Here is a 26,305-nt window from a genome sequence, read left to right on the forward strand (position 1 = left end):
CCGGGCCCGGACGCCGGGGAACGCCATGGTTCCCGGCCGCGCCGCTTCCTAGCCTGGAACACGTTGTCGATCCGTGTCGATCCACGTCGATCCGTGCAGGAAGGACCTCCCCATGGCACCCCGCGAACCCCGTTCCGGCCCGCCCGAGTTCGCCGTCGAGCTGCGCGGCGTGCGGCGCGAGTACGGGCGCGGCGCCCGGACCGTGCGGGCGCTGGGCGGGATCGACCTGGCGCTGGCGCCGGGCACGTTCACCGCCGTGATGGGTCCGTCCGGCTCGGGCAAGAGCACCTTCCTGCAGTGCGCGGCGGGCCTGGACCGGCCGGACGCCGGCCAGGTGCTGCTCGGCGGCCGGGAGATCAGCTCGCTGAGCGAGCAGAAGCTGACCGAACTGCGGCGCAGCCGGATCGGGTTCGTCTTCCAGTCCTTCAACCTGCTGCCCTCGCTCAGCGTGCTGCAGAACGTGCTGCTGCCGCAGCGGCTCGCCGGCGAGCGCCAGGACCGGCGGCTGGCCCGGGAGTTGCTGGAGCGGGTCGGGCTGGGCGAGCACGGCGGGCGGCGGCCGGCCCAGCTCTCCGGCGGGCAGCAGCAGCGGGTGGCGATCGCCCGGGCGCTGATCACCCGGCCGGAGGTGATCTTCGCGGACGAGCCGACCGGTGCGCTGGACACCCGCACGGCGCACGAGGTGCTGACCCTGCTGCGGCAAGCCGTGGACGAGTTGCGGGCGACCGTGGTGATGGTGACCCACGACCCGGCCGCCGCCGCGCACGCCGACCGGGTGCTCTTCCTGGCCGGCGGCCTGCTGGTGGACGCGCTGGACCGGCCGGACGCCCGCCGGGTGGCCGACGCCATGACCCGACTGACCGCCCCGGCCGCGGGGGTGGCCGCGTGAGCAACGGACTCGCCCGCGCCTCGGTGCGGTTCCGGCCCGCCTCGTTCGTCGGCAGCTTCCTGGCCCTGCTGCTCGGCGCGGCCGTGATCACCGGCTGCGGGGTGCTGCTGCAGACCGGGCTGACGGCGCACCTGGCGCCCGTGCGGTACGCGGACGCCCCCGTGGTGGTCGCCGCGGACCCGAGCGTGCGGATCACCGTGCAGCACGGGCAGTCGCCCGAGACCGTCAGCACACCGCTGCCCGAACAGGCGCGCATCGAAGCCGACTTGGCGGATCTGATTGCCCGTCAACCCGGCGTCGCGCAGGCCCGGCCGGAGCTCTCCTTCACCGCACTGGACGGGACGGGCGCGAGCCGGACCGTGCACGCGGGCGACAGCGGTGCGGGGTTGACCACCGGGGGCGACACCGGCCTGCGGCCCGGCGCCCAGGTCACGCTCAACGGGCCTACTGGCAGCCAGAGTTACCGGATCAGCGCGGTGGACCAGGGTCGCTCCGGGCTCTGGCTGGACCCGGCGGCGGCGGAACGGCTGGCCGGCCACCCCGGCACCGTCGACGCGATCACCGTGCAGCCCCGCCCCGGAGTCGGCACCGCGCAGCTGGCCGCGCAGGTGCGGGCGGCCGTGGACGGCCGGGCGAAGGTGTTCACCGGGGACGACCGGGCGGTCCTGGAGCACCCCCAACTCCTGCAGGCGCGCGAACTGTTGACGGCGCTGGGCGGATCGTTCGGCGGCATCGCGGCGTTCACCGCGGTGTTCGTGGTGATGGGCACCATCGCGCTCGCCGTCGGCCAGCGGGCCCGGGAGTTCGCGCTGCTGCGGGCGATCGGGGCGACGCCGCGGCAGATCCGGCGCACCATCGCGACCGAGGCGCTGCTGCTGGCCCCGGCGGCGGGCGCCCTGGGCATCCTGCCCGGGCTGGCGCTGGCGCACTGGTGGCTCGACGCACTCGTGCGGCGCGGCATGGTGCCTGACGGTGTGTCACTCTCGGTCGGCCCGGTCCCGCTGCTGGCGGCGGTCGGCGCGGTGCTGCTCGCGGCGCTGGCGGCGGGCCGGCTGGCGGCCCGGCGGCCGGCCAAGCTGCGGCCGGGGCTGGCGCTGAGCGCGGCGGCGCTGGACCGCGGACTGCCGGGGCCGGTGCGCACCGCCGTCGGACTGCTCGCGACGGTGGGCGGCGTGGTGCTCTCCGGCGTGGCGGCCTCGTTGAACGGTGCTACGGCGGCCAACACCGCGCTCGGCGTGGTGATGTGCTTCCTGCTGGCGGTCGCGCTGCTCGGGCCGTGGGTGGCCCGGCTGGCGGTGGCGGTGCTGGGCTGGCCGCTGCGCCACCTGCGCGCACCCGCCTCGCTGGCGGCCGACAACGCGCGGGCCAACGCCCGGCGGCTGGCCTCGGCGATCACGCCGATCGTGATGGTCACCGGCTTCTGCGGCACCCTGCTCTTCCTGCAGAGCACGCTGAGCCACGAGTCGGTCCGCCAGGTGCGGGCCGGCATCACCGCGGACCAGGTGGTGGGCGCGAGCGCGCCCGGCCTGCCGGCCGGCAGCGCCCAGCGGGCCGCCGAACTGCCCGGGGTCCGGGCGGCCGCCGGGGTGCTGCGCGGCGGGGTGGTCTACCGGTCCGACGACACGCTGAGCTCGGCCACCGCCCTCGGCGTCTCGGGCGACCCGGCGCAGCTCGACCAGGTGCTCGACCTGGGCCTGCGGTCCGGCTCGACGGCCGACCTGGCCCGGCCGGGCACGGTCGCGCTGGACGCCGGGCTGGCGGACAGCCTGGGCGCCCGGCTCGGCCAGCCGGTCGCGCTCTGGCTCGGCGACGGCACCCAGGTGCGGCCGACCCTGGTGGCGACGTACCAGCGCGGGCTGGGCTTCGGCCAGGTGCTGCTGCCCCGGGCCGACCTGGCGGCGCACGTGACCGCCGGCTACGACAGCCAGCTGCTGGTGCGGGACGCGCCGGGCGCGGACCGGGCGGCGGTGGCGGCCGCGCTCGCCGAGCTCTCCCCGGGGCTCAGCGTGACGGACGCCGCGGGCTTCACCGCGCAGGCGAACAAGGACCAGGAGATCAACGCCTGGGCGAACCGGGTGATGGCGGGCGTGCTGGGCGGCTTCGCGGCCCTGGCCGCGGCGAACACCCTGGCGATGACCGTGCTCGACCGCCGCCGCGAGGTCGGCCTGCTCCGGCTGGCCGGCACCACCCGCCGCCAGGTGCGCGGGATGCTCCGCTGGGAGGCGCTGCTGGTCGCGGCCACCGGCCTGCTGCTGGGCGGCGCGATCGCCTGGATCACCCTGATCCCGGTCACCCGCGGCCTGGCCGGCACCACCCCGTACGTCCCGGCCGCGCTCGCGCTGCCGCTGGCGGGCGCCGTGCTGGCACTCGCCGTGGCCGCCACCGCACTGCCCGGGCGGGCACTGCTGCGGACCCGGCCGGTGGCGGCGCAGGCGCGGTAACCGGTGGCGGCGCAGGCGCGGTAACCGGTGGCGGCGCAGGCGCGGTAACCGGTGGCGGCGCAGGCGCGGTAATCGGTTGGTGCCCGGCGGTCGGCGGCGGTTAGGGTCGCGCGCATGAGTGACAGGAACTTCCGAGTGACGGTGCGCGGGGCCTTCGACGGGCTGACCACCGAACAGCGCGCCGAGCTGCTGGCCGCCGCCAAGGAGCACGACGTGCTGTTCGCGAGCTACACCCGCGAGGGCCACCTGAGCTACGACCTCGCCGCCCGCGCCGACTTCACCTTCCGGTTCCTGGAGTCCGGCAGCGCCGACGAGGACATCGTGCCCGCCACCACCCGCGCCGAACAGACCGCCCAGGCCTGGCTGACCGAGCGCGGCTACGGCTACAAGAACCTGCGCTCGGTCGCGGAGGACATGTCCAAGGCGGCCCTGTCGAAGCGTCAGCGCAAGGCCCAGGCCCAGGGCTGACGCTCCGTCAGACCGCTTGCCCCGCCAGCACCGCGCCCGCGGCCTCGGCGGCCGCCGCGCGGTCGGCGGCGACCAGGCCCAGGCGGGTGCGGCGGTCGAGCAGGTCGTCGACGGTGAGGGCGCCCTCGTGCTCGACGGCGAACCGCAGCTCCGCCACGGTGGTGTCGGTGCCCGGGGCGACCGGGGTGACGGCGTCGCCGAGGGAGCGGACGGCGGGTGCCTCGGTGCCGTAGCGGCGGACCAGGCGGGGCGGGGCGGCGACCGCGGCGAGGGTGGCCGGGGCGCCGGCGCCGACCAGCGGGAGGGAGCGGGTGCGGCAGGGGCGGGCCGAGAGGCCGGCCGAGGCCAGGGCCGCGTCGAGGGCGTCCTCGGCCATCCGGCGGTAGGTGGTGAGCTTGCCGCCGACCACCGTGACCAGCCCGTCGGGCGCCGTGAGCACCGCGTGCTTGCGCGAGACGTCGGCGGTGCGCCCCGTCCCGTCGTCCAGCAGCGGGCGCAGGCCGGCGAAGCTGCCGAGCACGTCGGCCCGGGTGAGCGGGCGGCGCAGCGCGGTGTTGATCGTCCGGAGCAGGAAGTCGATCTCCGCCTCGGAGGCCTCCGGCACGTCCGGCACCGGGCCGGGCGCGTCCTCGTCGGTGAGGCCCAGGTAGACCCGGCCCTCGGGCGCGGGCAGCGCGAAGACGAAGCGGTTGGTCTCCCCCGGCACCGGCACGGTCAGTCCCGCGCCCAGGCCGCCGAAGGCGGACTGCGCCAGCACCAGGTGGGTGCCCCGGCTGGGGCGCAGGGTGAGGCCGGGGGCCAGCTCGCCGGCCCAGACGCCGGCGGCGTTGACCACCGTGCGGGCGCGCACCCGGAACTGGTCGCCGGTCAGCTGGTCGCGCAGCAGCGCGCCGCGCCCGGCGGCCTCGACGGCCGCGACCCGGGTCAGCACCTTGGCGCCGTGCGCGGCGGCGGTGCGCGCCAGGGCGACCACCAGCCGGGCGTCGTCGACCAGTTGGCCGTCCCAGAAGACCAGTCCGCCGCGCAGGCCGGCGGCCTCCACGGTGGGCGCGTAGCGCAGCACCTCGGCGGGGCGCAGCCGGCGGGAGCGGGGCAGCAGCGCGGACGGCGTGCCGGCGCTGATCCGCAGCGCGTCGCCGGCCAGGAAGCCGGTGCGGACCAGGGCGGCGCCGGCCGCGCCGGTGCCGGGCAGCAGCGGGACCACCTGGGGCAGCGGCTGCACCAGGTGCGGGGCGGTGCGGCGGAGCAGGATGTCGCGCTCGACGGCACTCTCCCGGGCGATCCCGACCGCGCCGGAGGCCAGGTAGCGCAGGCCGCCGTGGACCAGCTTGGAGCTCCACCGGCTGGTGCCGAAGGCCAGGTCGTGCTTCTCGACCAGCACGGTGCGCAGGCCCCGGGAGGCGGCGTCCAGCGCGACGCCGGCGCCAGTGATCCCGCCGCCGATGACCAGGACGTCGACCTGGCCGACTCCCGACGCACCATCAGTACCGCCAGCACTGCCGGCACCGCCAGCACGACCGGCACTGGCAGCACCGCGCAGCTCGGCGAGCTCCCGGGCCCGGCGGGCGGCGTTCAGGGAGGAGGGGCTCTTCGGGGCGGTCTTCACTATTCGGCTCCATCCGTCGGGTCCGTCAGATAGCGGTCGAGCAGCAGCCGCAGTTCCTCGTCCAGCCGGTCCAGCTCGGGCCCCGACCCCTCCGGCGAGTCGGTGAAGACCGGCCCGGTGAGGGTGAAGGACCAGGCGGTCAGCAGCACCGAGCGGGCCAGCAGCGCCGGGTCCCCGGCGCGCACCGAGCCCTGCGCGATGCCGAGCCGCAGCGCGGCCTCCAGCATCTCCAGCTGGTGGTTGGTGTTGCTGCCGCGCCGGGTGAGCAGGTACGGCGTCAGGAAGTCGGGGTCCAGCTCGACGATCCGGCGCAGCAGCGGGTGCACCCGGATCAGCCGGACCAGCCGCACCACCCCGTCCACCAGCTCGGCCCGGCCGACCGGCTCGTCCGCGGCCGGCATCGCGGCCAGCGTGACGGCCGTCCACTCCCGGGTGGTGAGCGCGCCGATCACCTCGCGCACCCCGCCCCACCGCCGGTAGAGGGTGGCCCGGGAGACGCCGGCCTGCCGGGCGATGTCGGCCATGGTGAGCCGCTGCATGCCGATGGTCAGCAGCAGCTGGTAGGCCGCGTCGAGGATCTGTTCCTCGGGGATGGCGTTGGCCGCCTTGAGCTCGCTCCGGGGGCCCGTGCTGACCTGGTTGTTGATTCGCTGCGACACCACATGTAGAAGTGTATCAGCGACCCTTCGCACCACCCCGGCCCCGAGGACCCCGATGACCGAGTCAGACCTGCCCGTGACGGACTTCCACCCCTACCGCTGGGGCGACCCCGCGCGCCGCACCACGCTGCCGGCCGCCGCCAAGGAGACGCTGGCCGCCTTCGGCGTCCGCACCCCGGAGCACGAGCCCGTCGACCTGGCCGGCCTGACCCTGCCCGAGCCCGGCTTCGACCTCGCCCCGCTGGCCGCCGTGGTCGGCGCCGAGCACCTGAGCGCCGCGGCGGCCGACCGGATCGCCCACACCCGCGGCTGGTCCACCCCCGACCTGCTCAAGCTGCGGGCCGGCGACCTGACCGACGCGCCGGACGCCGTGGCCTGCCCGGGCAGCCACCAGGAGGTGGTCGACCTGCTGGCCGCCTGCGAGCGGTTGGCGGTCGCCGTGGTGCCCTACTCCGGCGGCACCTCGGTGGTCGGCGGGCTGGCCCCGGACCGCGCCGGCTTCGCCGGCCTGCTGGCCCTGGACCTGCGCCGGCTGGACGCGCTGATCGCCCTGGACACCGTCTCCCGCACCGCCACCCTGGGCGCCGGGATGCGCGGCGTCGAGGCCGAACGCCTGCTCCGCGAGCAGGGCCTGACGCTCGGCCACTTCCCGCAGTCGTACGAGGGCGCGAGCATCGGCGGCTACGCGGCGGCCCGCTCGGCCGGCCAGTCCTCGGCCGGCTACGGCCGGTTCGACGACATGGTGGTCGGCCTGGAGCTGGCCACCCCGCGCGGCACCGTCTCGCTGGGCAGCGCCCCCAAGTCGGCCGCCGGCCCGGACCTGCGCCAGCTGGTGCTCGGCTCCGAGGGCGTCCTGGGCGTGATCACCGCCGTCACCGTCCGGGTCCGCCGGGCGCCGGACACCCGGGTCTTCGAGGCCTGGCGGTTCGAGGACTTCGAGGCGGGCGCCGCCGCGCTGCGCGGCCTGGCCCAGGACGGCCCGCTGCCGACCGTGCTGCGGCTGTCCGACGAGGCCGAGACCTCGGTCAACCTGGCCGACCCGGCCGCCATGTTCGCCGGCGGCCCCGGCGGCTGCCTGGCCGTCACCGGCTACGAGGGCACGGCCGCCGAGGTCGCCGCCCGCCGGGCCGGCGCCACCGAGCTGCTCACCGCGGCCGGCGGTCAGCCGCTCGGCGAGGAGCCCGGCGAGTCCTGGCGGCACGGCCGCTTCAAGGCCCCCTACCTGCGCGACCCGCTGCTGGACGAGGGCGTGCTGATCGAGACCCTGGAGACGGTGACCTTCTGGTCCGGCCTGCACGAGCTGCGCGCCGCCGTCGTCAAGGCGCTCACCGACGCGCTCACCGCCCAGGGCACCCCGCCGCTGGTGCTCTGCCACATCTCGCACGTCTACGAGACCGGCGCCTCGCTCTACTTCACCGTCGCCTGCGCGCAGACCGACGACCCGGTGGCCCAGTGGCAGCAGGCCAAGCAGGCCGCCAACGAGGCGATCCGCTCCTGCGGCGCGGCGATCACCCACCACCACGGCGTGGGCACCGACCACCGCGCGCCCTACGCCGAGGAGGTCGGCCCGCTGGCGATCGAGGCGCTGCGCGCCGTGAAGCAGGTGCTCGACCCGGCCGGCATCCTCAACCCGGGGGTCTTGTTCGAGAGCGGCCGCTGACATGACGGCGTTCACCGCGATCGTGAACCCGATCTCGGGCGGCGGGCACGCCGCCGCCCGCTGGGAGCCGGTCGCCGCGCTGCTGTGCGCGGCCGGCGCCACCGTGCGGACCGAACCGACCCGCAGCCGGGAGCACGCGGTGCGGGCCGCCACCGAGGCGGCCGCCCGCGGCGAGGTGGTGGTCGCGGTCGGCGGCGACGGCCTGGTGCGGGACGTGGCCGAGGGCGCGGTGCGGGGCGAGGGCACGATGGCCCTGGTACCGGCCGGGCGGGGCAACGACCTGGCCCGGGCGCTCGACCTGCCCTCCGACACCGCGGCGCTGGCCCGGCTGCTGCTCTCCGGCCGCACCCGGCGGATCGACGTGCTGGAGGTCAACGGGGTGATCGCGCCGGGCAACGTCTACATCGGCGTGGACTCGGTGGCCACCCAGCTGATCAACGACGCCCGCGCCCTGCCGGCGCTGCTCGCCTACCGGCTGGCACCGGTGCGCGCGGTGCTCGGCTGGCAGCCGGTCGACTACACGCTGACCGTCGACGGCGAGCGGCAGCGGCTGCGCGGCCACACCGTGGTGGTGGCCAACTCCGGCGCCTACGGCCACGGGCTGCGGATCGTGCCGCAGGCCGTGCTGGACGACGGGCTGGCGCACCTGATGACGGTCGGCGACGGCCCGCGCAGCCAGGTGGTCTCCTTCCTGCTGGACGCCAAGCGCGGCACCCACACCCGCCGGCCCGAGGTGGCGGTGCGCACCGCCCGCGAGGTGGTGGTGGACGCCGACCGCCCCGTGCCGGTCTGCGCCGACGGCGACGAGGTCACCACCCTGCCGGCCACCATCCGGGTGCTGCCGGGGGCGCTGCGGATCGCGGCCTGACGTCCCGTCACCCCATCGGCGCAGCCCGGGGTGCGCGGTGGTCCCCTCGCCCACCAGGGTCGAGGGGACCGGTCGCCGCGCCCCCAGGAGTCGTGCCATGCCCCCGCAGACCCCGTCCCGCGTGCTGCTCGCCCTGGTGGTGCCGGCGGTGCTGGTCGGGATCGGCTCCGCGCTGGTGCTGCTCGGGCTGAGCGCGCTGGCCGGGCGGCTGGACCACCTGTGGTGGCACTACCTGCCCGCGCACGGCGGGTTCGCCCCGTTCAGCCGGTGGTGGATCGTCGTGGTGCTGGCGGCGACCGGGCTGCTGGTCGGGCTGACGGTCCGTCTGGTGCCCGGGCACGCCGGCCCGGACCCGGCCACCGTCGAGCTCGGCGGGGCGCCCCAGCCGCTCGGGGTACTGCCCGGGGTCGCGGTGGCGGCGGTGCTGGCGCTGGGCGGCGGGGTGAGCCTGGGCCCGGAGAACCCGATCACCATGGTCAACATCGGCTGGGCCTACTGGCTCGGCCGCAAGGCCCTGCCGGCCACCGGGGCCGGGCTGTGGACCGGACTCGCGGTGGCCGGCACGATCGGCGCGCTCTTCGGCAGCCCGGTGGCCGCCGCGCTGATCCTCTCCGAGCTGCCGGCCGGCCGCGGCCAGCCGGCGGCGCTCTGGGACCGGCTGTTCGCCCCGCTGGTCGCCGCCACCGCCGGGGCGATCACCACCCTGGTGATCGCCGGGAACGACTTCGTGATCGACCTGCCGAAGTTCCCCGGCGGCCGGATGGTCGACGTCGGCTGGGCGCTCGCCCTCGGCGCGGTCTCGGCACTGCTCGGGCTGGTGGTGGTCTACGCCTTCGCCCCGCTGCACGCGCTCTTCGCCCGGGTGCCCGGCGGGCCGGTGCTCCCGCTGCTGCTGGGCGGGCTGCTGCTCGGCGGGCTCGGCGCGCTGGGCGGCGAACTGACCATGTTCAAGGGGCTGGACCAGGTCAAGGAGCTGGCCACCAGCTTCTCCTCGCACAGCGCCTGGGCACTGCTCGGGATGTGCCTGGTGAAGCTGGCGGCCCTGCTGGTGGCCGGCACCTGCGGCTTCCGCGGCGGGCGGATCTTCCCCGCGGTCTTCGCCGGGGTGGCGCTGGGCTGCGCGGCGCACGGGGCGGTCGACGACATCCCGGTGGCGCTCGCGGTGGCCTGCTCGATCCTGGGCGTCCTGCTGGCCGTCACCCGGCAGGGCTGGCTGAGCCTGTTCACCGCCGCCGCGATGGTGCAGGACACCCGGCTGATCTCCTTCCTCTGCGTGGCCGCGCTGCCGGCCTGGCTGATCGTCACCGGGCGGACCGAGATGGAGCTGCCCGCGGCCGGGCCCGCCGTCGAGGCCGCCGTCAGCGGGGGCTGACGGTGCGGTAGAGGTCGGTGTCGGCGCGCTCGATCAGCGGCTGGACGGCCGCCCGGGCGCCGGCGACCAGGGGGTGGTCGCGGGCGGCCAGGTAGGCCTGCCGGTCGGCCCAGCGCAGCTGGTTGACCACCCGGGTGCCGTCCTCGCTGCGCAGCAGGGTGACCGAGCGCAGGCCCGGCACGGTGGCGGGGTCGCCGGCCGCGCGGAGCGCGTCGACCAGCTCCTGCTGCCGCCCGGGGCGCACGGTGAGCACGATGACGACCAACAGGTCTTCGTTCTCGGCGAATTGCACGGGAAGCTCCTGGGTTTCGGGGTGTTGAACGGTGATGCGGCCAGTTCTACGCGGGCGGCGGGCGGGCGGCGTGGCTGGAACGGGACCGGGTGTGGTTCCCTGTCCGCACCAGGGACGCGGATGGTGGAATCCGACAACCGAGGGGCGCGCGATGGAGCTCGACGACCTGCGGCTGGTCCGCGCACTGCAGCTGGCGCCCCGGGCCGGCTTCGCCCGGCTCGCCGAGGTGCTGGGGATGCACGAGCGCACCGTCGCCCGGCGCTACCGGCGGCTGCACCGGGCGGGCGTGCTGCGGATCTTCGGCGTGGTCAACCCGCTCGCCGTCGGGCACCAGCTCTGGCAGGTGCGGGTGCGCTGCCGGCCGGACGCCGCCGAGTCGCTGGCGGCCGGCCTCGCCGCCCGCGACGACGTGGCCTGGGTGGCGGTCACGGCGGCCGGCGCCGAGGTGCTCTTCGCGATCCGGTCGCACTCGGCGGAGCGCAGCGAGCTGCTGCTCACCCGCGGCCTGCCCCGGTCGGCCCGGGTGCTGGACATCGGCGCCGGGCTGGTGCTGCACGTCTTCCTCGGGCTGGGCTCCCAGGGCTGGTCGGAGCTGGCCGGACTGCTCACGCCCGCGGAAGTCGAGCAGCTCGACGTTGCGCGGGGCGAGCCGGAGGAGCTGGCGCCCGAGCCGTACGACCCCGCGATCGTCCGGGTGCTGGCGGCGGACGGGCGCGCCACCACCGCCCGGATCGCCGAGGCGGCCGGGATCAGCGAGGGGCGGGCCGCCCGCCGCCTCGCCGCGCTGCTGCGCAGCCGCACCGTGGTGATCGACCTCGACCTGGCGCACGGCGCCTTCGGTCTGACGGTGGGTGCGCAGCTCTGCCTGACCGTCGCCCCGGCCCGGCTGCGCGAGGTCGGCGAGGCCCTGGCCGCGCTCCCCGAGGTCGGGTACGTCGCGGCGCTCTCCGGGCGGGAGAACCTGGTGGCGGCGGTGGCCTGCCGCGACCTGCGCCGGCTCTACGAGTTCACCGTGGACCGGGTCGGTGCGCTGGACGGCGTGGTCGCGCTGGAGGTGCTGCCGTACGCCCGGGTGGTCAAGCAGTCCGGTGGGCTGCTGGTCGACGGCCGGCTGGTCGACGGCTGACCGATTGACGGCCCGTCGGTCAGCTGAGCTGCTTGTAGTAGAAGCTGCCGTCGTGCGGGACCCCCGCCGGGTCGGTCGCGTAGCCGGGCACGGTGCCGAAGCCGGTCCAGCCCGCCGCCCGGTAGAGCCCTTCGGCGCCGCTGCCCGCCTCGGTGTCCAGCACCAGCAGGGTGATCCCGCGTTCGGCGGCGGCCGCCTCGGCGGTGGCCAGCAGGCGGGCGGCCAGGCCCTGGCGGCGGGCCGCCGGATGCACCATCAGCTTGACCAGCTCGGCACGGTGACGGCCGTTCGGCTTGCGGGTGAGCCGCAGGCTCACCGTGCCGGCGCAGCCGCCGGGCCCGGACGCGCGCCACAACAGCAGGTCACCGGCGGCCAGTTCAGCGCGCTGGGTGCGCCACCAGTCGGCGGCCTCGGCCGGCCCGAACGGCGCGTGGAAGCCGAGCGAGGCCCCGTCGGCGACGGTGGCGGCGAGCAGCTCGGCGAGCCCGGGCAGGGCCTGCTCGAAGTCCGCGGGGTCGAGCAGGGCGATCGGGGCGACCGGGGCGGGGGCGGTCACGGCAGCACCACCAGCACCGCGTAGCGGACCGGATCCGGCCCCGGGCAGCGGAACCGGGTCGACCCCCAGAGCCGGAACCGCAGGCAGTCCCCGGCGGCCAGGCGGTGGGCGGTGGCGTCCACGGTCAGTTCGAGGACGCCCTCCAGCACCCAGACGTGCTGTTCCAGCCCGGGCACCGGCGGGTCCTGGTAGGCGATGTCGGCCCCCGGGCGCAGCTCGCCGTGCACCACCTCGCCGCGCAGCCCCGGGTGCGGCGGGGAGACGGCGCGCCGGGTGAACCCGGCGTCCGGGTCCCGCCAGACGGCCTGCTCGGCGGCCCGGACCAGCTGCGGCGGCTCGGCCTCGACCTCGGCCAGCAGCCGGGACATGGTGCGGCCGTGGGCGGCGCAGAGCCGGCCGAGCAGCGCGGCGGTCGGGCTGATCTCGGCGCGCTCCAGGCGCGAGAGGGTGGAGCGGCTGACCTCGGCCCGGCGGGCCAGCTCGTCCAGCGACCAGCCGCGCTCGGTGCGCAGCGCGGCGAGCCGCTCGGCCAGCCGGACGGTGACCGGGTCGGGCTGGTGCTCGATAGGGTCTCCCATATTCGGGAGGATATCCCAGATCCGAACGAACCCCAGCCCGGTGCCCCCGGACCGCGGACCACCACCTCATCCCAGGGGTCCCTCCCGTCGCGGCCGGGGAGCTAGGGTCTGTGCCACAGCACGCGGGACCAATCGGCGCGGCGGAGGGGCGAGATGACGGCGGACCAGCCAAACCAGCCAGACCAGGCAGACCGGGCGGACCGGCTCGGCGTGACGACGGAGGAGTCCTTCTACCGGGACCTCGGCGGCGGCCGGTTCGAGAGCACCGGTGCCACCGCCGGACCGTGGAACGCCAAGGCGCAGCACGCCGGCCCGCCCTCCGCGCTGCTCGGCCGGGCGCTGGAGCGGCACCAGCCGCGCCCCGGCATGCGGATCGCCCGGATCACCCTGGAGGTGCCCTACCCGGTACCCGTGGGCGAGCTGGCGGTGGAGGCCCGGACGGTGCGCGGCGGCGCCAGGACGGAGCTGCTGGAGGCCGAACTCACCTCCCAGGGCCGCCCGGTGATGCTGGCCCGGGCCTGGCGGGTGGCGGCCAGCCCGGAGGACACCCCCGCGCTGCGCCCCGAGCCCGGGCCGGCCGCGCTGCCGGCCCCGCACCCGGTGACGGCGGCGCCGGGCACGCTGACCGACGGCTACGTGTCGGCGATGGAGTGGCGGTTCCAGGAGGGCAGCGCCGGGTTCACCACACCCGGCCCCGGGGCGGCCTGGGTGCGCCAGCGGATCCCGCTGGTCGCGGGTGAGGAGGACACGCCGCTGACCCGGGCGCTCACCGTCGCGGACAGCAACTGGGCGATCGCCTTCGAGCTGGACCACGTGCGCCGGCTGGTGATCAACACCGACGTCACCCTGGCCCTGCACCGCGACCCGGTCGGCGAGTGGCTCAGCCTCACCTCCGCCACCGCGGCCAGCCCGGCCGGGTCCGCCATCGCCTCGGGGCGGCTCGACGACCGCTCGGGCGACTGCGGGCGGGTGCTGCAGACGCTGCTGGTCGCCGAGCGCTGAGGCGACGCGCCGAGCCCCCGGCGGCGGGTGCCGCCGGGGGCTCGGGGTCCGGACCGACCGGCTCAGCCGTGGGTCTTGGCGAGCAGGGTGAGGACCTCCTCGGTGGTGCCGGTCTCACCGAGGCGGGGGAAGATCCGCTCGACGCTGTTGCGGTGCGCCTCGCCGTCGAGGTCGGCCATCGCGTCGGTGGCCAGCGTGACGTGGTAGCCGTGCTCGTGGGCGGCGCGGGCGGTGGACTCGACGCCGATGCTGGTGGCGACGCCGCCGAGGACGATCTGGGTCACCCCGCGACGGCGCAGCTGGAGGTCCAGGTCGGTGCCGTAGAAGGCGCCCCAGTTGCGCTTGGTCACCCGGATGTCGCCGTCGTGGCCGGCCAGCCGGTCGATGATCACGTCCCAGCCCTCGGGCAGCGCGCCGCCCGGGCGCGGGGCCTCGGTGCGGCCGCGCAGCGCGTCCGAGCCGTCGGCGGCGAAGGTCACCCGGACCAGCACCACGGGCAGGCCCTTGGCCCGGAAGGCCTCGGCCAGCGCGACGCCGTTGGCCACCACCTCGTCGGCGCCGTACGGCTGGGTGGGCATGGCGACGATGCCGTTCTGCAGGTCGATCAGGACGAGCGCGGTGTTCTGGTCGAGCGTGGTCAGTGCCATGGTCGTGCCTTTCGAATGATTCGAATGATTCGATTGATCAGCTGGTGATTCGTCAACGCGGCTTGCGGATGGAGCGGTCGAGCAGGCTCACCACGAGCAGCAGGACCGCGCACGGCAGCATGAACAGCGCCAGCCGGTGCAGGCCGGCCGTGTGCGCGCCGTGGGTGAAGGAGGCGGCTACGGCGGCCGAGGCCAGCATCGCGCCGAGGTAGGTGAAGGTGCGCAGCAGGCCCGCGGCGGTGCCGATGCGCTCCGGGTCGGCCTGCCGGTAGAGCGCGTTCTGGTTGGCCAGCCCGTTGATCCCCTGCGGGATCCCGACCAGCGCCCCGACCACCACCAGCAGCGCGATCGGCGTGTCGGCGCGCAGCACGGTCAGCAGCGAGCAGGTGAGCACCATCACCGCGCCGCCCAGCAGCACCTTGCCCCAGATCCCGGGCCGCCGTCCGGAGAGCACCCCGCACAGGATGCCGACCGCCGAACCGGGCAGCAGCAACAGGCCGGTGACCGAGGTGGAGAGCCCGCGCCCCTCCTCCAGCCACTGGGTGTAGCCGTACTTGGCTTCCCCCTCCTGACGGAGGGGATTCCCCTCAGCCTCACGGCTGAGCCGCTGCGTGCATGCGCTGCGGTGGGACGACTTCCTGCTTCATCGACGACCGCCCGCTCGGAGTGCTCCGTTGAGGTCTTACACCGTCTCCACAGGCTGCAACCGCCAGCCCGGCGGCCAAGATGTTACGTGCCGCGTTCACGTCCCGGTCGTGGACCGCTCCGCAGTCACACGTCCACTCGCGAACATTGAGCGGCAGGTCTACACGAACAACACCGCATACATTGCACAGCTTGGAACTGGGGAACCACCTGTCGATGGTCACCAACTCGCGGCCGTACCAGGCGCACTTGTAGTTCAGCATCGTTCGCAGTTCGCTCCAGCTCGCGTCGCTGATGGCGCGAGCGAGGCGCTTGTTCTTGAGCATGTTGCGGACCGACAGGTCCTCGATCACGACCGTTTGGTTTTCGCGGACGATTCGAGTGGTGAGCTTGTGCAGGAAGTCCCTGCGCCGGTCGGCGATCCGCGCATGGATTCGGGCGACCTTGACCCGAGCCTTCTCTCGGTTCTTCGATCCTCTCGCCTTGCGGCACAGCTCCCGCTGAGCCACCGCCAAGCGTTCTCGATCCTTCCGCTCATGCTTCGGGTTGGCGATCTTCTGCCCACTGGAGAGGGTCACAAGGCTCGTGATGCCGACGTCGATGCCCACGGCCGCATCAACCAGAGGCAGCGGCCTGACGCCCGGATCGCCACACAGCATCGAGACGAACCAGCGCCCGGCCGCGTCCCGGGTCACCGTTACCGTGGAGGGCGATGCACCCTCCGGCAATGGCCTGGACCACACAATGTCCAGCGGCTCGCTCATCTTTGCCAGAGTGATCCCGCCACCCCGGTACCGGAAGGCACTGGTGGTGTACTCGGCCGAGTCGCATGACTTCCGTTTGGACTTGAACCGGGGATACTTCGCGCGCCTCTGCCAGAAGTTCGAGAATGCCCCCTGCAAGTGCCGGAGTGCCTGTTGCAACGGCACGGAGGACACCTCACTGAGGAACGCCAACTCCTCGGTCTTCTTCCACGCCGTCAGCATCGAAGACGTTGCGTTGTAGTTCACCCGCTCCCGACGAAGCGTCCACGCTTCAGTCCGAGCGGCCAGCGCCATGTTGTAGACCTTCCTCACACACCCGAATGTGCGCAACAGCTCAGCTGCCTGCGCTTCAGTCGGATAGAAGCGGAACTTGAACGCCCGCTTCGCATGACTGGTCTGCATGGATTACACGATAGCGCCAATCCTTGCAACCACCTGACGATCAATCACCTTCCGGTGACCTTTATGCCCATGCATCCACCCTAGGACCGTCAGTCGAAACTGTCCAGTTTGGCTGTGCAGTATTGCTGTGGAACCCCCGCGTTGCCGTGGAAGCCTCTGCTCCTGCGGTTCAGTCCCAGAGGTCGGTCCGGCGCTCCGCCACCCGCGCCGAGATCCGGGCCAGCGCCTCCCCCGCCGGCAGCGGGTCGAGCCGCCGACCGTCCCGCAGCCGCAGCGCCACCAGACCCTGCGCCGCCTCCCTGCTCCCGATCACCGCCTGGTACGGCACCAGCCGGTGCTCCCTGATCCGGGCCCCGAGGCTGCCCAGCTCCGGGCCGGCCAGCTCGGCCCGCAGCCCGGCCGCCAGGCAGCGCTCCACCAGCTCGGCCGCCTGCGCCACCTCCGCCTCGCCCACCGGCAGCAGCACCACCTGCACCGGTGCGAGCCAGGCCGGGAACGCCCCGCCGTGCTGCTCCACCAGCTGGGCCACCGCCCGCTCCACACTGCCGATCACCGCCCGGTGGACCATCACCGGCCGGTGCTTGGCACCGTCGGCGCCGATGTAGTGCAGGTCGAAGCGCTCCGGCTGGTGGAAGTCGACCTGGACGGTGGAGAGGGTGAACTCCCGGCCCTGCGGGTCGACCACCTGGACGTCGATCTTCGGCCCGTAGAAGGCGGCCTCGCCCTCCTCCGCCTGGTACTCGATGCCCTCGCTCTCCAGCACCTCGACCAGCAGCGCCACCGAGCGCTCCCACAGCTCGGGCGCGGCAACGTACTTGCCGCCGGGGCCCGGCAGCGAGAGCCGGTAGCGGGCCGCCTCGATGCCGAGCACCCGGTAGGCCTCGCGGATCAGCCGCAGCGCGCCGCGGGCCTCCTCGGCCACCTGGTCCAGGGTGCAGAAGATGTGACCGTCGTTCAGCTGGATCGCCCGCACCCGGGTCAGCCCGCCCAGCACCCCCGACAGCTCGGAGCGGTACATCGGCCCGAGCTCCGCCATCCGCAGCGGCAGTTCGCGGTAACTGCGGGCCCTGGAGCGGTAGATCACCGCGTGGTGCGGGCACAGGCTGGGCCGCAGCACCACCTCCTCCTCGCCGAGCTTCATCGGCGGGAACATGTCCTCGCTGTAGTGCGACCAGTGCCCGGAGATCTCGTACAGCTCCCGTTTGCCGAGCACCGGCGAGTAGACGTGCCGGTAGCCGGCCCGCCGCTCCTCGCCCCGGACGTACTCCTCCAGTTCGTGGCGCACCACCGCGCCGTCCGGCAGCCAGTAGGGCAGGCCCGCGCCGATCAGCGGATCGGTGCCGAACAGGCCCAGCTCGCGGCCCAGCTTCTTGTGGTCGTGCTTCGCGTCCACCGCGTCGTCTCCGCTCTCTCCTCCCCCGGGAGGCGGGCCCCGACGACCTGCGAAAACGCAGCAGCCCCGGGGCACTCGCCCCGGGGCTGCTGTCTGATGTTCAACACTCAGCGCGCCGGGACCTCCACCGGCGTCGTCGTCACTGCGGCACGCTGAATCATGTGATCGACGGTAGCAGAACCACCCACCGTCGTGGAATCAGTAACGCAGCACGGCGGCCAGCCGGTCCCGGTCGGCCAGCGCGTCGTCGGGCAGGAAGGTCACGGTGCCGCCGGACAGCAGGGTGCGCTCGACGATCTCGTCCACCACGTCCTCGCGCAGCTCGCCGGTGCCGGTCGGCAGCGCCTGCGCGGGGGCGGGGGCCAGGTGGCCGTCGGTGACCTGGACGGTCGCCTGGTAGCGCTCCTCCACCATCAGCTCGGCGACCCGGTTCTCGCTGACGGCCTGCCAGATCTCGTCCAGCCCGGCGGCCAGCGTCTTGCGGCCGGCCGCCTGGTCCAGCCGGGCCAGCGCGGCCGCCCGCTCCGCCTCGTCCCGCGCGGCCAGCACCGGCGCCAGCACCGGGGCCAGCGCGGTGGCCGGGCCGTCGCCCAGGCCGCCCTTCTCCAGCCGCCCGACGACCACGTCCTGGTGCGCCGTCACCGAGTCGAAGAGGCTGACCGCCTCCGGCACGCCGACCAGGTAGCAGGGCCGCGGGTCCTCCTTGAGCAGGGCGCCCAGCGCGGCGTCCACGTCGCGGAAGAAGACCCGGGTCTCCTCGGCGCTGTAGACGCTCGGGGTGTCGCCGATCCGCTCCTCGCGCTGCGGGTCGAACTTCTCCGGGTTGGCCGGCAGCTGCGGGAAGCCGGCCGCGCGGGACTCCGCCAGGTCGGGCCCGGCGCCGCTCCACAGCCGGACCTGATGGGCCGCCAGGGTGAGCACCCAGTACGGCGCGTGCACCGCGCGGGCGGCGACCAGGTTGCGGGTCAGGTAGGAGTCGGAGACCACCACCCGGGCGGGCACCGTGCGCGGCAGCGTCCACACCTGGTGCTCCCCGGGCGCGGCGAACAGCAGCAGCCCGTCCAGCGAGTGCCGCAGGTCCACCTCGGCGGCCGCCCGGTCCAGCCGGTCCAGCACGTCCAGCCGGTCGGCCCGGGCCAGCGTCTCGTCCGACTCGATCCGGTGGCGGGCCTCGACCAGCAGGTTCTTCAGCCAGAGCGCGTCCTGCTCGCGCTCCGGCCCGCGCCGGTGCGTCGGCACGGCGACGGTGACCGCCGGGCGCGGGCGGGGCGCGGCGAGCGCGGCCAGGGTGGCTGGGGTGAGGTCGGTGACGTCCACGGTCGGCCTTTCGGTGGTGGGGTCTGCGGGCAGAGAGTCCTGCGCTCCACCCTCACCGGGGGCGGGCGCTCCCGCATCCCGACTCGCCGGGCCGGCGGGTCGGGTGACGGTGCGTCCGCTGCGCGACCCGCGCGACCGGCGCTAGCCGGCGGCTGCGGCGAGGCGGGCGGCCGCGGCGGCGCCGTCACCCGCCACGGTGAGCGGGGCAGCCGGGTGGGCGGCGCGCAGGCGGGCTAGCAGACCGTCGTGGACCGGTCCGGGGGCGGTGGCGACGGAGCCGGCCAGCACGATCGGTGCGTCGTCCCGGTGCAGGGCGGCGACCAGGGCGGCGAGGTGGGCGGCGGCGGACTCGGTGATCCGTAGCGCGGCCGGGTCGCCAGTGAGGGCCAGCTCGGTGATCAGTGGGGCGAGGCTGGCCAGGCGGTGCGGCGGGCCGTCGTAGGCCCAGCGGAGCAGGGCGGCCGGGTCGGGCGCGGCGCAGGCGTCGAGGACCGCGCGGCCGAGCGGGTCGGCGGGGTGGTCATGGGCGTGGGCGTGCGCGTGCCGCAGCGCCTCGCGGCCGAGCCAGAAGCCGCCGCCCTCGTCGCCCAGCAGCCAGCCGAGGCCGCCCGCCCGCTCGGTCACGGCGGTGCCCGCGATCCGGCAGGCGATCGCCCCGGTACCGGCGATCAGCACCGTGCCCCCGGGCGCCGCCGGGGCGCCGGCCGCGAACGCCACCACCGCGTCGGAGACCAGCCGGACCGGGACGGTGAGGCCGAACGCGGCCCGGCACGCCTCGGCGAAGCCGTCGGGGTCGGCGAGCGCGCTCACCCCGGACAGGCCCAGCAGGCAGCCGCGCACCGCCCCGGGGTCGGCGACCGTGCGGGCCACCACCTCGGCGAGCACGGCGAGCGCCGCCGGGGCGCCGCGCGCGGCGGGGTTGCCGCCGGTCGCCGTGGCCCGCGCCAGCTCGCGGCCGGCGGCGTCGTGCAGCACGGCGCGGGTGTGGGTGCCGCCGACGTCGAGGCCGAGGTAGGTCACGGGGTCACCTGGCGGGAGGTCAGCGACTTGACGGCGGACCACGGGTGGCCGCCGGCGACGGCCAGCGCGGCCCGCGCCTCGGCCGGGCCGACGCCGGCCACCAGGGCGACCAGCGCGGTGGGCGTCTCGTGGTCGGCGGCCGCCAGCGCCTCGGCGGCCACCGGCTCGGGCACCTCGCAGGCGGTGGCCAGGGTGCGCACGGCCCGCTCGCGCAGCTTCGCGTTGTGGGTGGAGGCGGTGATCATCAGATTGGACCAGGTGCGCCCGCTGCGCACCATCAGCGCGGTGGAGAAGGCGTTCAGCGCGAGCTTCTGCGCGGTGCCCGCCTTCATCCGGGTGGAGCCGGTGACCACCTCGGGGCCGGTGTCCAGGACCACGTGCAGGTCGGCGAGTTCGGCGAGCGGCGCGGCCGGGTCGTTGGAGAGCAGCGCGGTGGCGGCCCCCGCCGCCCGGGCGGCGCGCAGGGCGGCGGCGACGTAGGGCGTGCGGCCGCTGGCGGTGATGCCGATGACCAGGTCGGCGGCGGTCGGCGCGGCGCCGGGCGGCTCCTCCGGCGCGTGGTCCTCCGCGTCCTCCCGGGCCCGACCACCGGCGCCCGGTCCGCCCGCGAGGTGTGCCACGACGGTGTCGGGCCCGACCCCGTAGGTCGGCCCGAGCTCGACGGCGTCGCCGAGCGCGAGGCGTCCGCTGGTGCCCGCGCCGTAGTAGTGGATCCGCCCGCCGCCGGCCAGCACGGCGAGCGCGGCGTCCACCAGTGCGGCCAGCTGCGGCAGCGCGGCCCGGACGGCGCCCGCCACGATGGCGTCCTGGTCGTTGATCAGCTCCAGCAGCGGCAGGGTGTCCAGCCGGTCGATCGACGCGGAGGCCGGGTTGCGGCGCTCGGTGGGCGGTTGGTGCGGCATCGTCACGCGCGACAGCGTAGCCGCTCGACGGGGCGTCAACTTGCGTTGTCAGCAGGGAATATCGCACACCGACGGATGGCTATAGTCCGCACCATGACGATCACCGAGAACCGCCTCAACATGATGAAGCTGAGCCGTGACAGCTACGGCGCCATGCTCGCCCTCAACTCCACCACCCAGCAGGCCGCGCTCGCCGCCGGCCTGGAGCTGCCGCTGCTGGAGCTGGTCCGGATCCGGGCCTCCCAGATCAACGGCTGCGCCTACTGCCTGGACATGCACACCAAGGACGCCCGCCACGCGGGCGAGACCGAGCAGCGGATCTACGCGTTGAACGCCTGGCGCGAGACCCCGTTCTTCTCCGAGGTCGAGCGGGCCGCCCTGGCCTTCACCGAGGCCGTCACCCTGGTCGCCGACGGCCAGGTGCCGGACGCGGTGTACCGGGAGACGGCGGAGGTGCTGACGGAGGAGCAGATCGCCGCCCTCACCTGGGTGATCGTGGTGATCAACGCCTTCAACCGGGTGGCCATCACCTCCCGGGTCCCGGTCGGCGACTACCAGCCCGGCTCGCACTGAGCCGCCACCGGACGCCCCCGCGCGGGCCCCGGTAGGCGCCGTCCCGGCCTACCGGGGCCCGCCCCGCCGGACCAGCTTCCAGACCCGCTCCGCCCAGTCCTCCGCGTCGAACCGCCGCCCCACCAGCCAGTGCACGACGGTGAGTCGCACCCACTGCCACTTGAACCACGGCGGCAGGTGGCGGAACGGAATGAACGTCAGCGCGTCCCCGATCGAGTCCGCCGCCGCGTCCCGGAACCCCAGCTCCCGCAGCCGGCCCCAGATCCCCGGCGACAGCCGCCCGAACATCCGGGTCATGTCCCCCGCTGCCACACACCCGTACCCGCGCAACGTCAGGTCGTCCGACCGCAGCGCCCGCTCGACGCGGGCCGCCACCGCCCCGAAGTCCGTGCAGTTGAACACCAGCCGGATCACGGCCGTCCCCACGTACGGATCCCCGCGCTCGAACCCCGCGTCGATTTCCTCCGGAGTCCGCAGGGCCGCCAACTTGCGATCGCCGGCCTCCTTCGATTCGCGCGGCGGCTCCGAGCGGTACTCGCCGTCTTTCACGTCCTCAATCCTCAGTCCGCTGTTTCCGCCAGATCCTCGTGGGTGACTTCGCCCCAGGTCCGCCCTCATGGACGACTGGCTCGCCGCCATCAGAACGGAGACGTACGGCAGCACCACACGGCGAGGCTAGCTGGCGTGATCGGGTGAGCGGCACATCGGCCACCTGCTTTCGCAGCATTCGCTACGCAGCTGTGACCAGCTAAACGAGCCCGAACTCTCCTGCGCGCACGGACTCGATGAAGGCGCCGAACGCGGCAGCGGAGAAGACGAGGGCGCTGCCGTTGGGGTCCTTCGAGTCCCGGACAGGGACGACGCCAGCGAAACCGTCGGCGACTTCGATGCACGCGCCACCCTGCTGGCTGTGGGTCGACTTCCGCCACCGGGTCTGGGAGATGTCCATAGTTACCCACGTTCCTTCCGAGCAGCGTGAATGCGGCCGTCGGCAGCATGCCCACCTGCGGCCGACGGTAGTCCCTCGGCATGGCCGGCGCAGACACTTTTCGCGCGGCGCGGCGCGGCACCTCGGCTCGGGGACGGACCACGACTATGGGCGAAAGCCCCGGCAGCCCGCTTCAGGGCCCACCGGGGTCTCAGCCTGTTGCTCCAGAGCGGCGCGCTGGGTCGTCAGACCTCCCCGAACTCCCCTGCGCGCACCGACTCCACGAAGGCCCCGAACGCGGTGGTGGAGAAGACGAGGGCACCGCCCTCCGGGTCCTTCGAGTCACGGACGGGGACGACCCCGGGGAAGCCGTCAGCTACCTCGACGCACGCGCCCTGCTGCTGGCTGTGGGTCGACTTCCGCCAACGGGCCTGAGACATGTCCATACTCACTCAAGTTCCTTTCGAATAGCACGGAACACCTCGATAGATGCGGCTACCGACGACGCACCCACCTGAAGGCGATGGTAGTCCCTGTCCCAGGTCGTGAGGATGTTGAGATCACGTTGAACGTGGCCTTGGCCTACGGACTCCGAATAGCCGATCAAGCTCCGGTCAGAGAGCGTCAGAAGGTGCACCGGGAGTGCGAACGGACGGTCAGCACCCATGGAGTACGGAGCTACTTGGATGATCATCCTCGCACTGCCGGCGTACTCCTCCAGGGCATCAAGCTGGCGAGCCATCAGCTCACGCCCACCCACGAGTCGGCGGATGCAGCTCTCGTCGAGCACGGCGTGAAGCATGGGTCCGTCAGCCGCGGCAAGACGTTGCTGTCGAGCCTGCAGATGTGCACACCAGCTGTCAGCCTCGTCCTGGGTGATGGTTCCTCGCCGAACCTGAGCGTCAGCCAGCGCGGCGGCGTACTCAGAGGTTTGAAGCAGACCCGGTATCACGCCGATCTCAAACGCTCGGATCTCTCGGGCCTTTGCCTCCTGTGCGGCGTACTCCTCGAAGCCGTCGAGCATGGACGCGCTTCGAACATCGCGATATCGATCAATGAACAGCGTCCCTGATCCGAACGCGGCGTCAACTCTTCTCGCAAAACGAGGCGTTGGAGGCTTCCGGCCAGTTTCCACCGCCGAAACGTGCGTCGCCGAATAGTCCGCACGTTCGGCGAGCTCCTCCTGCGTCCATCCGCGCTCCTCGCGCGCAGCGCGTAGAGCAGCGCCGAAGGCTGCACGCGGCGATGTGGTCGGGTCCAACTCCAGGCGGTTCAAGATCTGTTGCTCCTTCCACTCCGACAGGTTGAAGGCACTCCGAGCATAGCGGCAAAGTGAGTGCCCTCGGTAGTGGATTCGCTACACAGCGGAGCGACGCATGCCCAGACGTACACACACCCCCCAGCCGACGCTCGGACGTTCGCAGTGGCTGCCGTGCCACGGGAGCTCGGCCCGCCTGGCGCGCAGCATGCTGCGGGCCCTGCTCAACGACCTGACGGACGTCGAACTCTACGGAGTCAGCGCAGAGTTGGTGGTCAGTGAGCTGATTGCCAACGCCGTGGTCCACGGCTCCAGATCCCCACAGACGCCGATCTTCGTGCGGCTCGAAGCGTCCGTCGACCGGCTGCGGGTCGAGGTGCACGACTCGACGCGGCACCTGCCGATCATGCAGCCCGCGCATCCGGACGACGAATGCGGCAGGGGGTTGCGGCTCGTCGACCAGCTCGCCGCCGACTGGGGGCACAGCCTCGCTCGCGACGGCTCGGGCAAGCAGGTCTGGGCGATCGTCATGCCCGAGGGCCCGGAACCACTCCGCACGTCACCTTGAGGAGCGACATGTCCAACTCCCCCACCCCCAAGGGCAGGCCCGGCCATGGCTCGCGGATCCTGGCGGCCATGGACAAGGCCCGGGCGCCGTACTCGGGTGTCGCCGGCCGGGTGGCGGCGCGGCTGGTCGCCGAGGACGAAGCGGCGGCGGCCGATGAGACCAACGGCGAGGAGGATGACCGTAGTTGAGCTCACGGTAGCGTGCCGCAGCCGCGGCGGCTCCCGAGAGCCACCGCGGCTGCGTCGTCCGGCCGGGCCCCGCTCCCCATCAGGACCGGCCGGCGTTCATCGCTGACCGATCGTCAGCAGGCGCCCTGGTCGGACCAGGAGGACCAGGAGGCCGGGGCCCCCGGGGTCGCGCCGGTGGAGTACCAGGTGGACAGCCACTTGTGGCCGCCGTAGGAGACCTGGGCGCCCGGCACGTAGGAGGTGGTCGCGCTCCAGGCAGCCAAGGTGCCGCAACCGCCACCGCCCGAGGCGGCGATCGTCCAGGTGAAGCTCACCTGGTTGGTCGCGGTGCCGGAGTTGGCGATGACCGTGGCCGAGGTGCTGCCGGCCGTGGTCGGGGTGCCGCTGATCAGGCCGGTCGAGGAGTTGATCGACAGGCCGGCCGGCAGGCCGCTGGCACTGTAGGTCAGCGTCTTGCCGGCCGAGTCGGTGGCGCTGATCTGCAGCGAGGCGGCCGTGCCGACGGTGCCGCTCTGGTTGCCGGGGGCGGTGATGGTGACGGTCTCACCGGTCGGCTGGCTGCGGATCGCCCAGCCGAAGCTGGCGCTGCCGGATGCGGTGCCCGAACTCGCGGTCACCGTCGGGGAGTAGGTGTTGGAGGTGGTCGGAGTACCGGTGATCAGGCCGGTCTTGGCGTTCACGCTCAGGCCCGGCGGCAGGCCGGTGGCGCTCCAGGTGACGGACTTGCCGGCCGAGTCGGTGGCCTGCAGCTGCACCGAGACGGGGCTGCCGACGGTGTCGATCCGCTGGCCCGGGTTGGTCACCGTGACCTGCTCGGCGGCGGAGCCCGCCGGGGTGAAGCCGCTGGTGCCGTTCGGGGTGCCCCAGCCGGTCGGGCCGTCGTAGCCCGGGCCGGCGGTGCAGAAGTAGGACGGCGAGCAGCTGCCGTTGTTGCCGCTGGTCACGTCGTTGAAGCTGCTGGTGTGCGCGTACGGGTAGGCGTTGGCCTGGTCGCCCGCGTTCGGGGCGCCGGCCAGTGCCCAGACCGAGGCGATGATCGGGGAGGCCGCGCTGGTGCCGCCGTAGACGGCCCAGCCGCTGCCGCCGTAGGTCTGGTAGACGGCCACACCGGTCGCGGGGTCGGCGACGGCGGAGACGTCGGTCTCCATCCGGTTCTGGCAGCCCGTGTCGTGCTGGAAGCTGGGCTTGGCGATGTAGGCGGAGCAGCCGGAGCCGGTGCCCTCGCTGGCGCTGGTGTTCCAGACCGACTCGCTCCAGCCGCGGGCGCTGGAGTCCCGGGTCAGCGAGGTGCCGCCGACCGCGGTGACGTACTGCGAGGTGGCCGGGAACTCGGCGCCGTAGTTGGAGTCGCCCGCGCTGGCCGTGATGGCCACGCCCGGGTGGTTGAAGTACTGCGCGTCCGCGCTGGGGGTGGTGGAGTCCTCGGAACCGCCGTAGCTGTTCGAGACGAACTTGGCGCCCTGGGCGACGGCCTGGTTGACCGCGGCGCCGAGGTCGCTCATGTTCGCCGAGGCGGCCTCCACCAGCAGGATGTGGCAGTTCGGGCAGACCGCGCTGACCATGTCGACGTCCAGCGAGATCTCGCCGGCCCAACCGGTGTCGGGCGTCGGGTAGTTGCTGCCGCCGTTCTCGTCGATCTTGCGGAAGCAGCCGTTCGCGGTGGTGCAGGCGGGCAGGCCGTACTGGCTGCGGTAGGCGGCCAGGTCGGACTCGGCGTTCGGGTCGTCCTGGGCGTCGACGATCGCCACGGTCTGGCCGGAGCCGCCGCTGGGCAGGTTGTAGGCGCTGGTCAGGTCGCTCGGGCCGAAGCCCGAGGGTGCGGCGTTGGGGGCCAATCCGTTCTGGCCCAGCGCGTGCGGGTGCAGGTCGGTGCGCTTGAGTGCGAGGCAGGCCTCCTCGCCGGGCTGGGTCGGCGCGGCGCAGGACCGCTCGACCGAGACCTGCCCGGCGGTGGCCGGGGTGGCGGCGGAGGCAACGGGGGTGAAGCCGGCGACGGCGGTGACCAGCAGGCCCAGCGCGGAGAGCGGGGCGAGCAGGGCGGACCGGGCAGGGCGTTCCGAATGGTGCATGGCCACTCGGACTCCTTTCCTGACGTGGCCCCTGGGTGGGGGCGGGACCGGGCTCGCCAGGCGGGGTCGCCCGCGAGCGCGCCCCGCGGCGGCCTGCCTGAGGGCAGCGCGGAA

The 26,305-nt window shown here is 74.2% G+C and carries 28 protein-coding genes; 11 read left to right on the forward strand and 17 right to left on the reverse strand.

Annotated elements, in window-relative coordinates; all coding sequences use genetic code 11:
• Nucleotides 1-112: 112 nt before the first annotated feature.
• The 3 genes from FHX73_RS02865 to FHX73_RS02875 all read left to right on the forward strand — a co-directional run bounded on the left by FHX73_RS02865 (nucleotide 113) and on the right by FHX73_RS02875 (nucleotide 3,798).
• Nucleotides 113-889, forward strand: coding sequence for an ABC transporter ATP-binding protein (locus FHX73_RS02865; protein ID WP_145903108.1), 777 nt, complete (start codon nucleotides 113-115; stop codon nucleotides 887-889).
• Nucleotides 886-3,330, forward strand: coding sequence for an ABC transporter permease (locus FHX73_RS02870; protein WP_145903109.1), 2,445 nt, complete (start codon nucleotides 886-888; stop codon nucleotides 3,328-3,330). Before FHX73_RS02865 ends, FHX73_RS02870 begins: the two co-directional genes overlap by 4 nt.
• A 114-nt stretch (nucleotides 3,331-3,444) precedes the next feature.
• The gene (locus tag FHX73_RS02875; RefSeq protein WP_145903110.1) at nucleotides 3,445-3,798 is read left to right on the forward strand and encodes a DUF6204 family protein; all 354 of its coding nucleotides are present in this window, start codon (nucleotides 3,445-3,447) and stop codon (nucleotides 3,796-3,798) included.
• Between the two features lie 7 nt (nucleotides 3,799-3,805).
• Here the strand turns inward: FHX73_RS02875 and FHX73_RS02880 are convergent, their stop codons facing one another.
• A complete protein-coding gene (locus tag FHX73_RS02880; RefSeq protein ID WP_211786121.1) occupies nucleotides 3,806-5,404 on the reverse strand; it encodes a glycerol-3-phosphate dehydrogenase/oxidase in 1,599 nt (532 codons plus the stop codon).
• Nucleotides 5,404-6,063: a TetR/AcrR family transcriptional regulator gene (locus tag FHX73_RS02885; protein ID WP_211786122.1), complete on the reverse strand. Its 660-nt coding sequence runs from the start codon at nucleotides 6,061-6,063 to the stop codon at nucleotides 5,404-5,406. The genes FHX73_RS02880 and FHX73_RS02885 overlap by 1 nt, the downstream gene beginning before the upstream one ends.
• A gap of 55 nt (nucleotides 6,064-6,118) precedes the next feature.
• On the opposite strand from FHX73_RS02885, the gene FHX73_RS02890 reads away from it, so the two are divergent.
• The 3 genes from FHX73_RS02890 (at nucleotide 6,119) to FHX73_RS02900 (ending at nucleotide 9,963) form a co-directional block, all read left to right on the forward strand.
• Nucleotides 6,119-7,723: an FAD-binding oxidoreductase gene (locus FHX73_RS02890; protein WP_145903112.1), complete on the forward strand. Its 1,605-nt coding sequence runs from the start codon at nucleotides 6,119-6,121 to the stop codon at nucleotides 7,721-7,723.
• Between the two features lies 1 nt (nucleotide 7,724).
• Nucleotides 7,725-8,591, forward strand: a complete 867-nt coding sequence (locus FHX73_RS02895; protein WP_145903113.1) for a diacylglycerol/lipid kinase family protein — start codon at nucleotides 7,725-7,727, stop codon at nucleotides 8,589-8,591.
• 97 nt (nucleotides 8,592-8,688) lie between these two features.
• The gene (locus tag FHX73_RS02900) at nucleotides 8,689-9,963 is read left to right on the forward strand and encodes an ion channel protein (protein ID WP_145903114.1); all 1,275 of its coding nucleotides are present in this window, start codon (nucleotides 8,689-8,691) and stop codon (nucleotides 9,961-9,963) included.
• Here FHX73_RS02900 and FHX73_RS44445 read toward each other — a convergent pair.
• The gene (locus FHX73_RS44445; RefSeq protein ID WP_170304815.1) at nucleotides 9,950-10,255 is read right to left on the reverse strand and encodes an antibiotic biosynthesis monooxygenase family protein; all 306 of its coding nucleotides are present in this window, start codon (nucleotides 10,253-10,255) and stop codon (nucleotides 9,950-9,952) included. The genes FHX73_RS02900 and FHX73_RS44445 overlap by 14 nt on opposite strands.
• Nucleotides 10,256-10,406: 151 nt before the next feature.
• Between FHX73_RS44445 and FHX73_RS02910 the strand changes: the two genes are divergently transcribed.
• A complete protein-coding gene (locus tag FHX73_RS02910) occupies nucleotides 10,407-11,381 on the forward strand; it encodes an Lrp/AsnC family transcriptional regulator (RefSeq protein WP_145903116.1) in 975 nt (324 codons plus the stop codon).
• Between the two features lie 19 nt (nucleotides 11,382-11,400).
• On the opposite strand, the gene FHX73_RS02915 is transcribed toward FHX73_RS02910, so the two are convergent.
• Together FHX73_RS02915 and FHX73_RS02920 are read right to left on the reverse strand one after the other, a co-directional pair.
• On the reverse strand, nucleotides 11,401-11,937 hold the full coding sequence (locus tag FHX73_RS02915; protein WP_246213319.1) for a GNAT family N-acetyltransferase: 537 nt from the start codon (nucleotides 11,935-11,937) through the stop codon (nucleotides 11,401-11,403).
• Nucleotides 11,934-12,515 (reverse strand): helix-turn-helix domain-containing protein, encoded by a 582-nt coding sequence (locus FHX73_RS02920; RefSeq protein WP_145903117.1) that lies wholly within the window; start codon nucleotides 12,513-12,515, stop codon nucleotides 11,934-11,936. The genes FHX73_RS02915 and FHX73_RS02920 overlap by 4 nt, the downstream gene beginning before the upstream one ends.
• 210 nt (nucleotides 12,516-12,725) lie before the next feature.
• Between FHX73_RS02920 and FHX73_RS02925 the strand changes: the two genes are divergently transcribed.
• Nucleotides 12,726-13,517, forward strand: coding sequence for a thioesterase family protein (locus tag FHX73_RS02925; RefSeq protein ID WP_246213320.1), 792 nt, complete (start codon nucleotides 12,726-12,728; stop codon nucleotides 13,515-13,517).
• A gap of 62 nt (nucleotides 13,518-13,579) precedes the next feature.
• Here the strand turns inward: FHX73_RS02925 and FHX73_RS02930 are convergent, their stop codons facing one another.
• The 7 genes from FHX73_RS02930 to FHX73_RS02960 all read right to left on the reverse strand — a co-directional run bounded on the left by FHX73_RS02930 (nucleotide 13,580) and on the right by FHX73_RS02960 (nucleotide 20,607).
• A complete protein-coding gene (locus FHX73_RS02930) occupies nucleotides 13,580-14,164 on the reverse strand; it encodes a hydrolase (protein ID WP_145903119.1) in 585 nt (194 codons plus the stop codon).
• A 52-nt stretch (nucleotides 14,165-14,216) separates the two neighbouring features.
• Nucleotides 14,217-14,699, reverse strand: coding sequence for an MFS transporter (locus FHX73_RS02935; RefSeq protein WP_145903120.1), 483 nt, complete (start codon nucleotides 14,697-14,699; stop codon nucleotides 14,217-14,219).
• Between the two features lie 58 nt (nucleotides 14,700-14,757).
• Nucleotides 14,758-15,975, reverse strand: a complete 1,218-nt coding sequence (locus tag FHX73_RS02940; protein WP_145903121.1) for an RNA-guided endonuclease InsQ/TnpB family protein — start codon at nucleotides 15,973-15,975, stop codon at nucleotides 14,758-14,760.
• Between the two features lie 169 nt (nucleotides 15,976-16,144).
• Nucleotides 16,145-17,368 carry a threonine--tRNA ligase gene (gene thrS, locus FHX73_RS02945; protein WP_145903122.1) on the reverse strand — a complete coding sequence of 408 codons (1,224 nt, stop codon included), beginning with the start codon at nucleotides 17,366-17,368 and terminating at the stop codon, nucleotides 16,145-16,147.
• A 198-nt stretch (nucleotides 17,369-17,566) separates the two neighbouring features.
• Nucleotides 17,567-18,685 carry a baeRF3 domain-containing protein gene (locus tag FHX73_RS02950; RefSeq protein WP_145903123.1) on the reverse strand — a complete coding sequence of 373 codons (1,119 nt, stop codon included), beginning with the start codon at nucleotides 18,683-18,685 and terminating at the stop codon, nucleotides 17,567-17,569.
• Between the two features lie 141 nt (nucleotides 18,686-18,826).
• Nucleotides 18,827-19,705 carry an N-acetylglucosamine kinase gene (locus tag FHX73_RS02955; protein WP_170304816.1) on the reverse strand — a complete coding sequence of 293 codons (879 nt, stop codon included), beginning with the start codon at nucleotides 19,703-19,705 and terminating at the stop codon, nucleotides 18,827-18,829.
• Nucleotides 19,702-20,607, reverse strand: a complete 906-nt coding sequence (locus FHX73_RS02960) for an N-acetylmuramic acid 6-phosphate etherase (RefSeq protein WP_145908022.1) — start codon at nucleotides 20,605-20,607, stop codon at nucleotides 19,702-19,704. Before FHX73_RS02960 ends, FHX73_RS02955 begins: the two co-directional genes overlap by 4 nt.
• Before the next feature lie 93 nt (nucleotides 20,608-20,700).
• On the opposite strand from FHX73_RS02960, the gene FHX73_RS02965 reads away from it, so the two are divergent.
• Nucleotides 20,701-21,180, forward strand: coding sequence for a carboxymuconolactone decarboxylase family protein (locus FHX73_RS02965; protein ID WP_145903125.1), 480 nt, complete (start codon nucleotides 20,701-20,703; stop codon nucleotides 21,178-21,180).
• A 48-nt stretch (nucleotides 21,181-21,228) separates the two neighbouring features.
• Here FHX73_RS02965 and FHX73_RS47050 read toward each other — a convergent pair whose 3' ends face one another.
• From FHX73_RS47050 to FHX73_RS02985, 4 genes are all read right to left on the reverse strand, one after another.
• Complete coding sequence (locus FHX73_RS47050) at nucleotides 21,229-21,729, reverse strand: hypothetical protein (protein WP_145903126.1); 501 nt, start codon at nucleotides 21,727-21,729, stop codon at nucleotides 21,229-21,231.
• A 199-nt stretch (nucleotides 21,730-21,928) separates the two neighbouring features.
• Nucleotides 21,929-22,129 carry a DUF397 domain-containing protein gene (locus FHX73_RS02975; RefSeq protein ID WP_145903127.1) on the reverse strand — a complete coding sequence of 67 codons (201 nt, stop codon included), beginning with the start codon at nucleotides 22,127-22,129 and terminating at the stop codon, nucleotides 21,929-21,931.
• A gap of 224 nt (nucleotides 22,130-22,353) precedes the next feature.
• On the reverse strand, nucleotides 22,354-22,554 hold the full coding sequence (locus tag FHX73_RS02980; RefSeq protein ID WP_145903128.1) for a DUF397 domain-containing protein: 201 nt from the start codon (nucleotides 22,552-22,554) through the stop codon (nucleotides 22,354-22,356).
• Between the two features lie 2 nt (nucleotides 22,555-22,556).
• On the reverse strand, nucleotides 22,557-23,384 hold the full coding sequence (locus tag FHX73_RS02985; RefSeq protein ID WP_170304818.1) for a helix-turn-helix domain-containing protein: 828 nt from the start codon (nucleotides 23,382-23,384) through the stop codon (nucleotides 22,557-22,559).
• Between the two features lie 100 nt (nucleotides 23,385-23,484).
• Between FHX73_RS02985 and FHX73_RS02990 the strand changes: the two genes are divergently transcribed.
• On the forward strand, nucleotides 23,485-23,934 hold the full coding sequence (locus FHX73_RS02990) for an ATP-binding protein (RefSeq protein WP_145903130.1): 450 nt from the start codon (nucleotides 23,485-23,487) through the stop codon (nucleotides 23,932-23,934).
• 8 nt (nucleotides 23,935-23,942) lie between these two features.
• Entirely contained in the window at nucleotides 23,943-24,122 is a 180-nt protein-coding gene (locus FHX73_RS02995; protein WP_145903131.1) for a hypothetical protein, read from the forward strand.
• Nucleotides 24,123-24,235: 113 nt separating this feature from the next.
• On the opposite strand, the gene FHX73_RS03000 is transcribed toward FHX73_RS02995, so the two are convergent.
• Entirely contained in the window at nucleotides 24,236-26,191 is a 1,956-nt protein-coding gene (locus FHX73_RS03000) for a putative Ig domain-containing protein (RefSeq protein ID WP_145903132.1), read from the reverse strand.
• Between the last annotated feature and the right edge of the window lie 114 nt (nucleotides 26,192-26,305).

Origin of the sequence: Kitasatospora viridis, from assembly GCF_007829815.1 — a bacterium.
Classification (GTDB): domain Bacteria; phylum Actinomycetota; class Actinomycetes; order Streptomycetales; family Streptomycetaceae; genus Kitasatospora; species Kitasatospora viridis.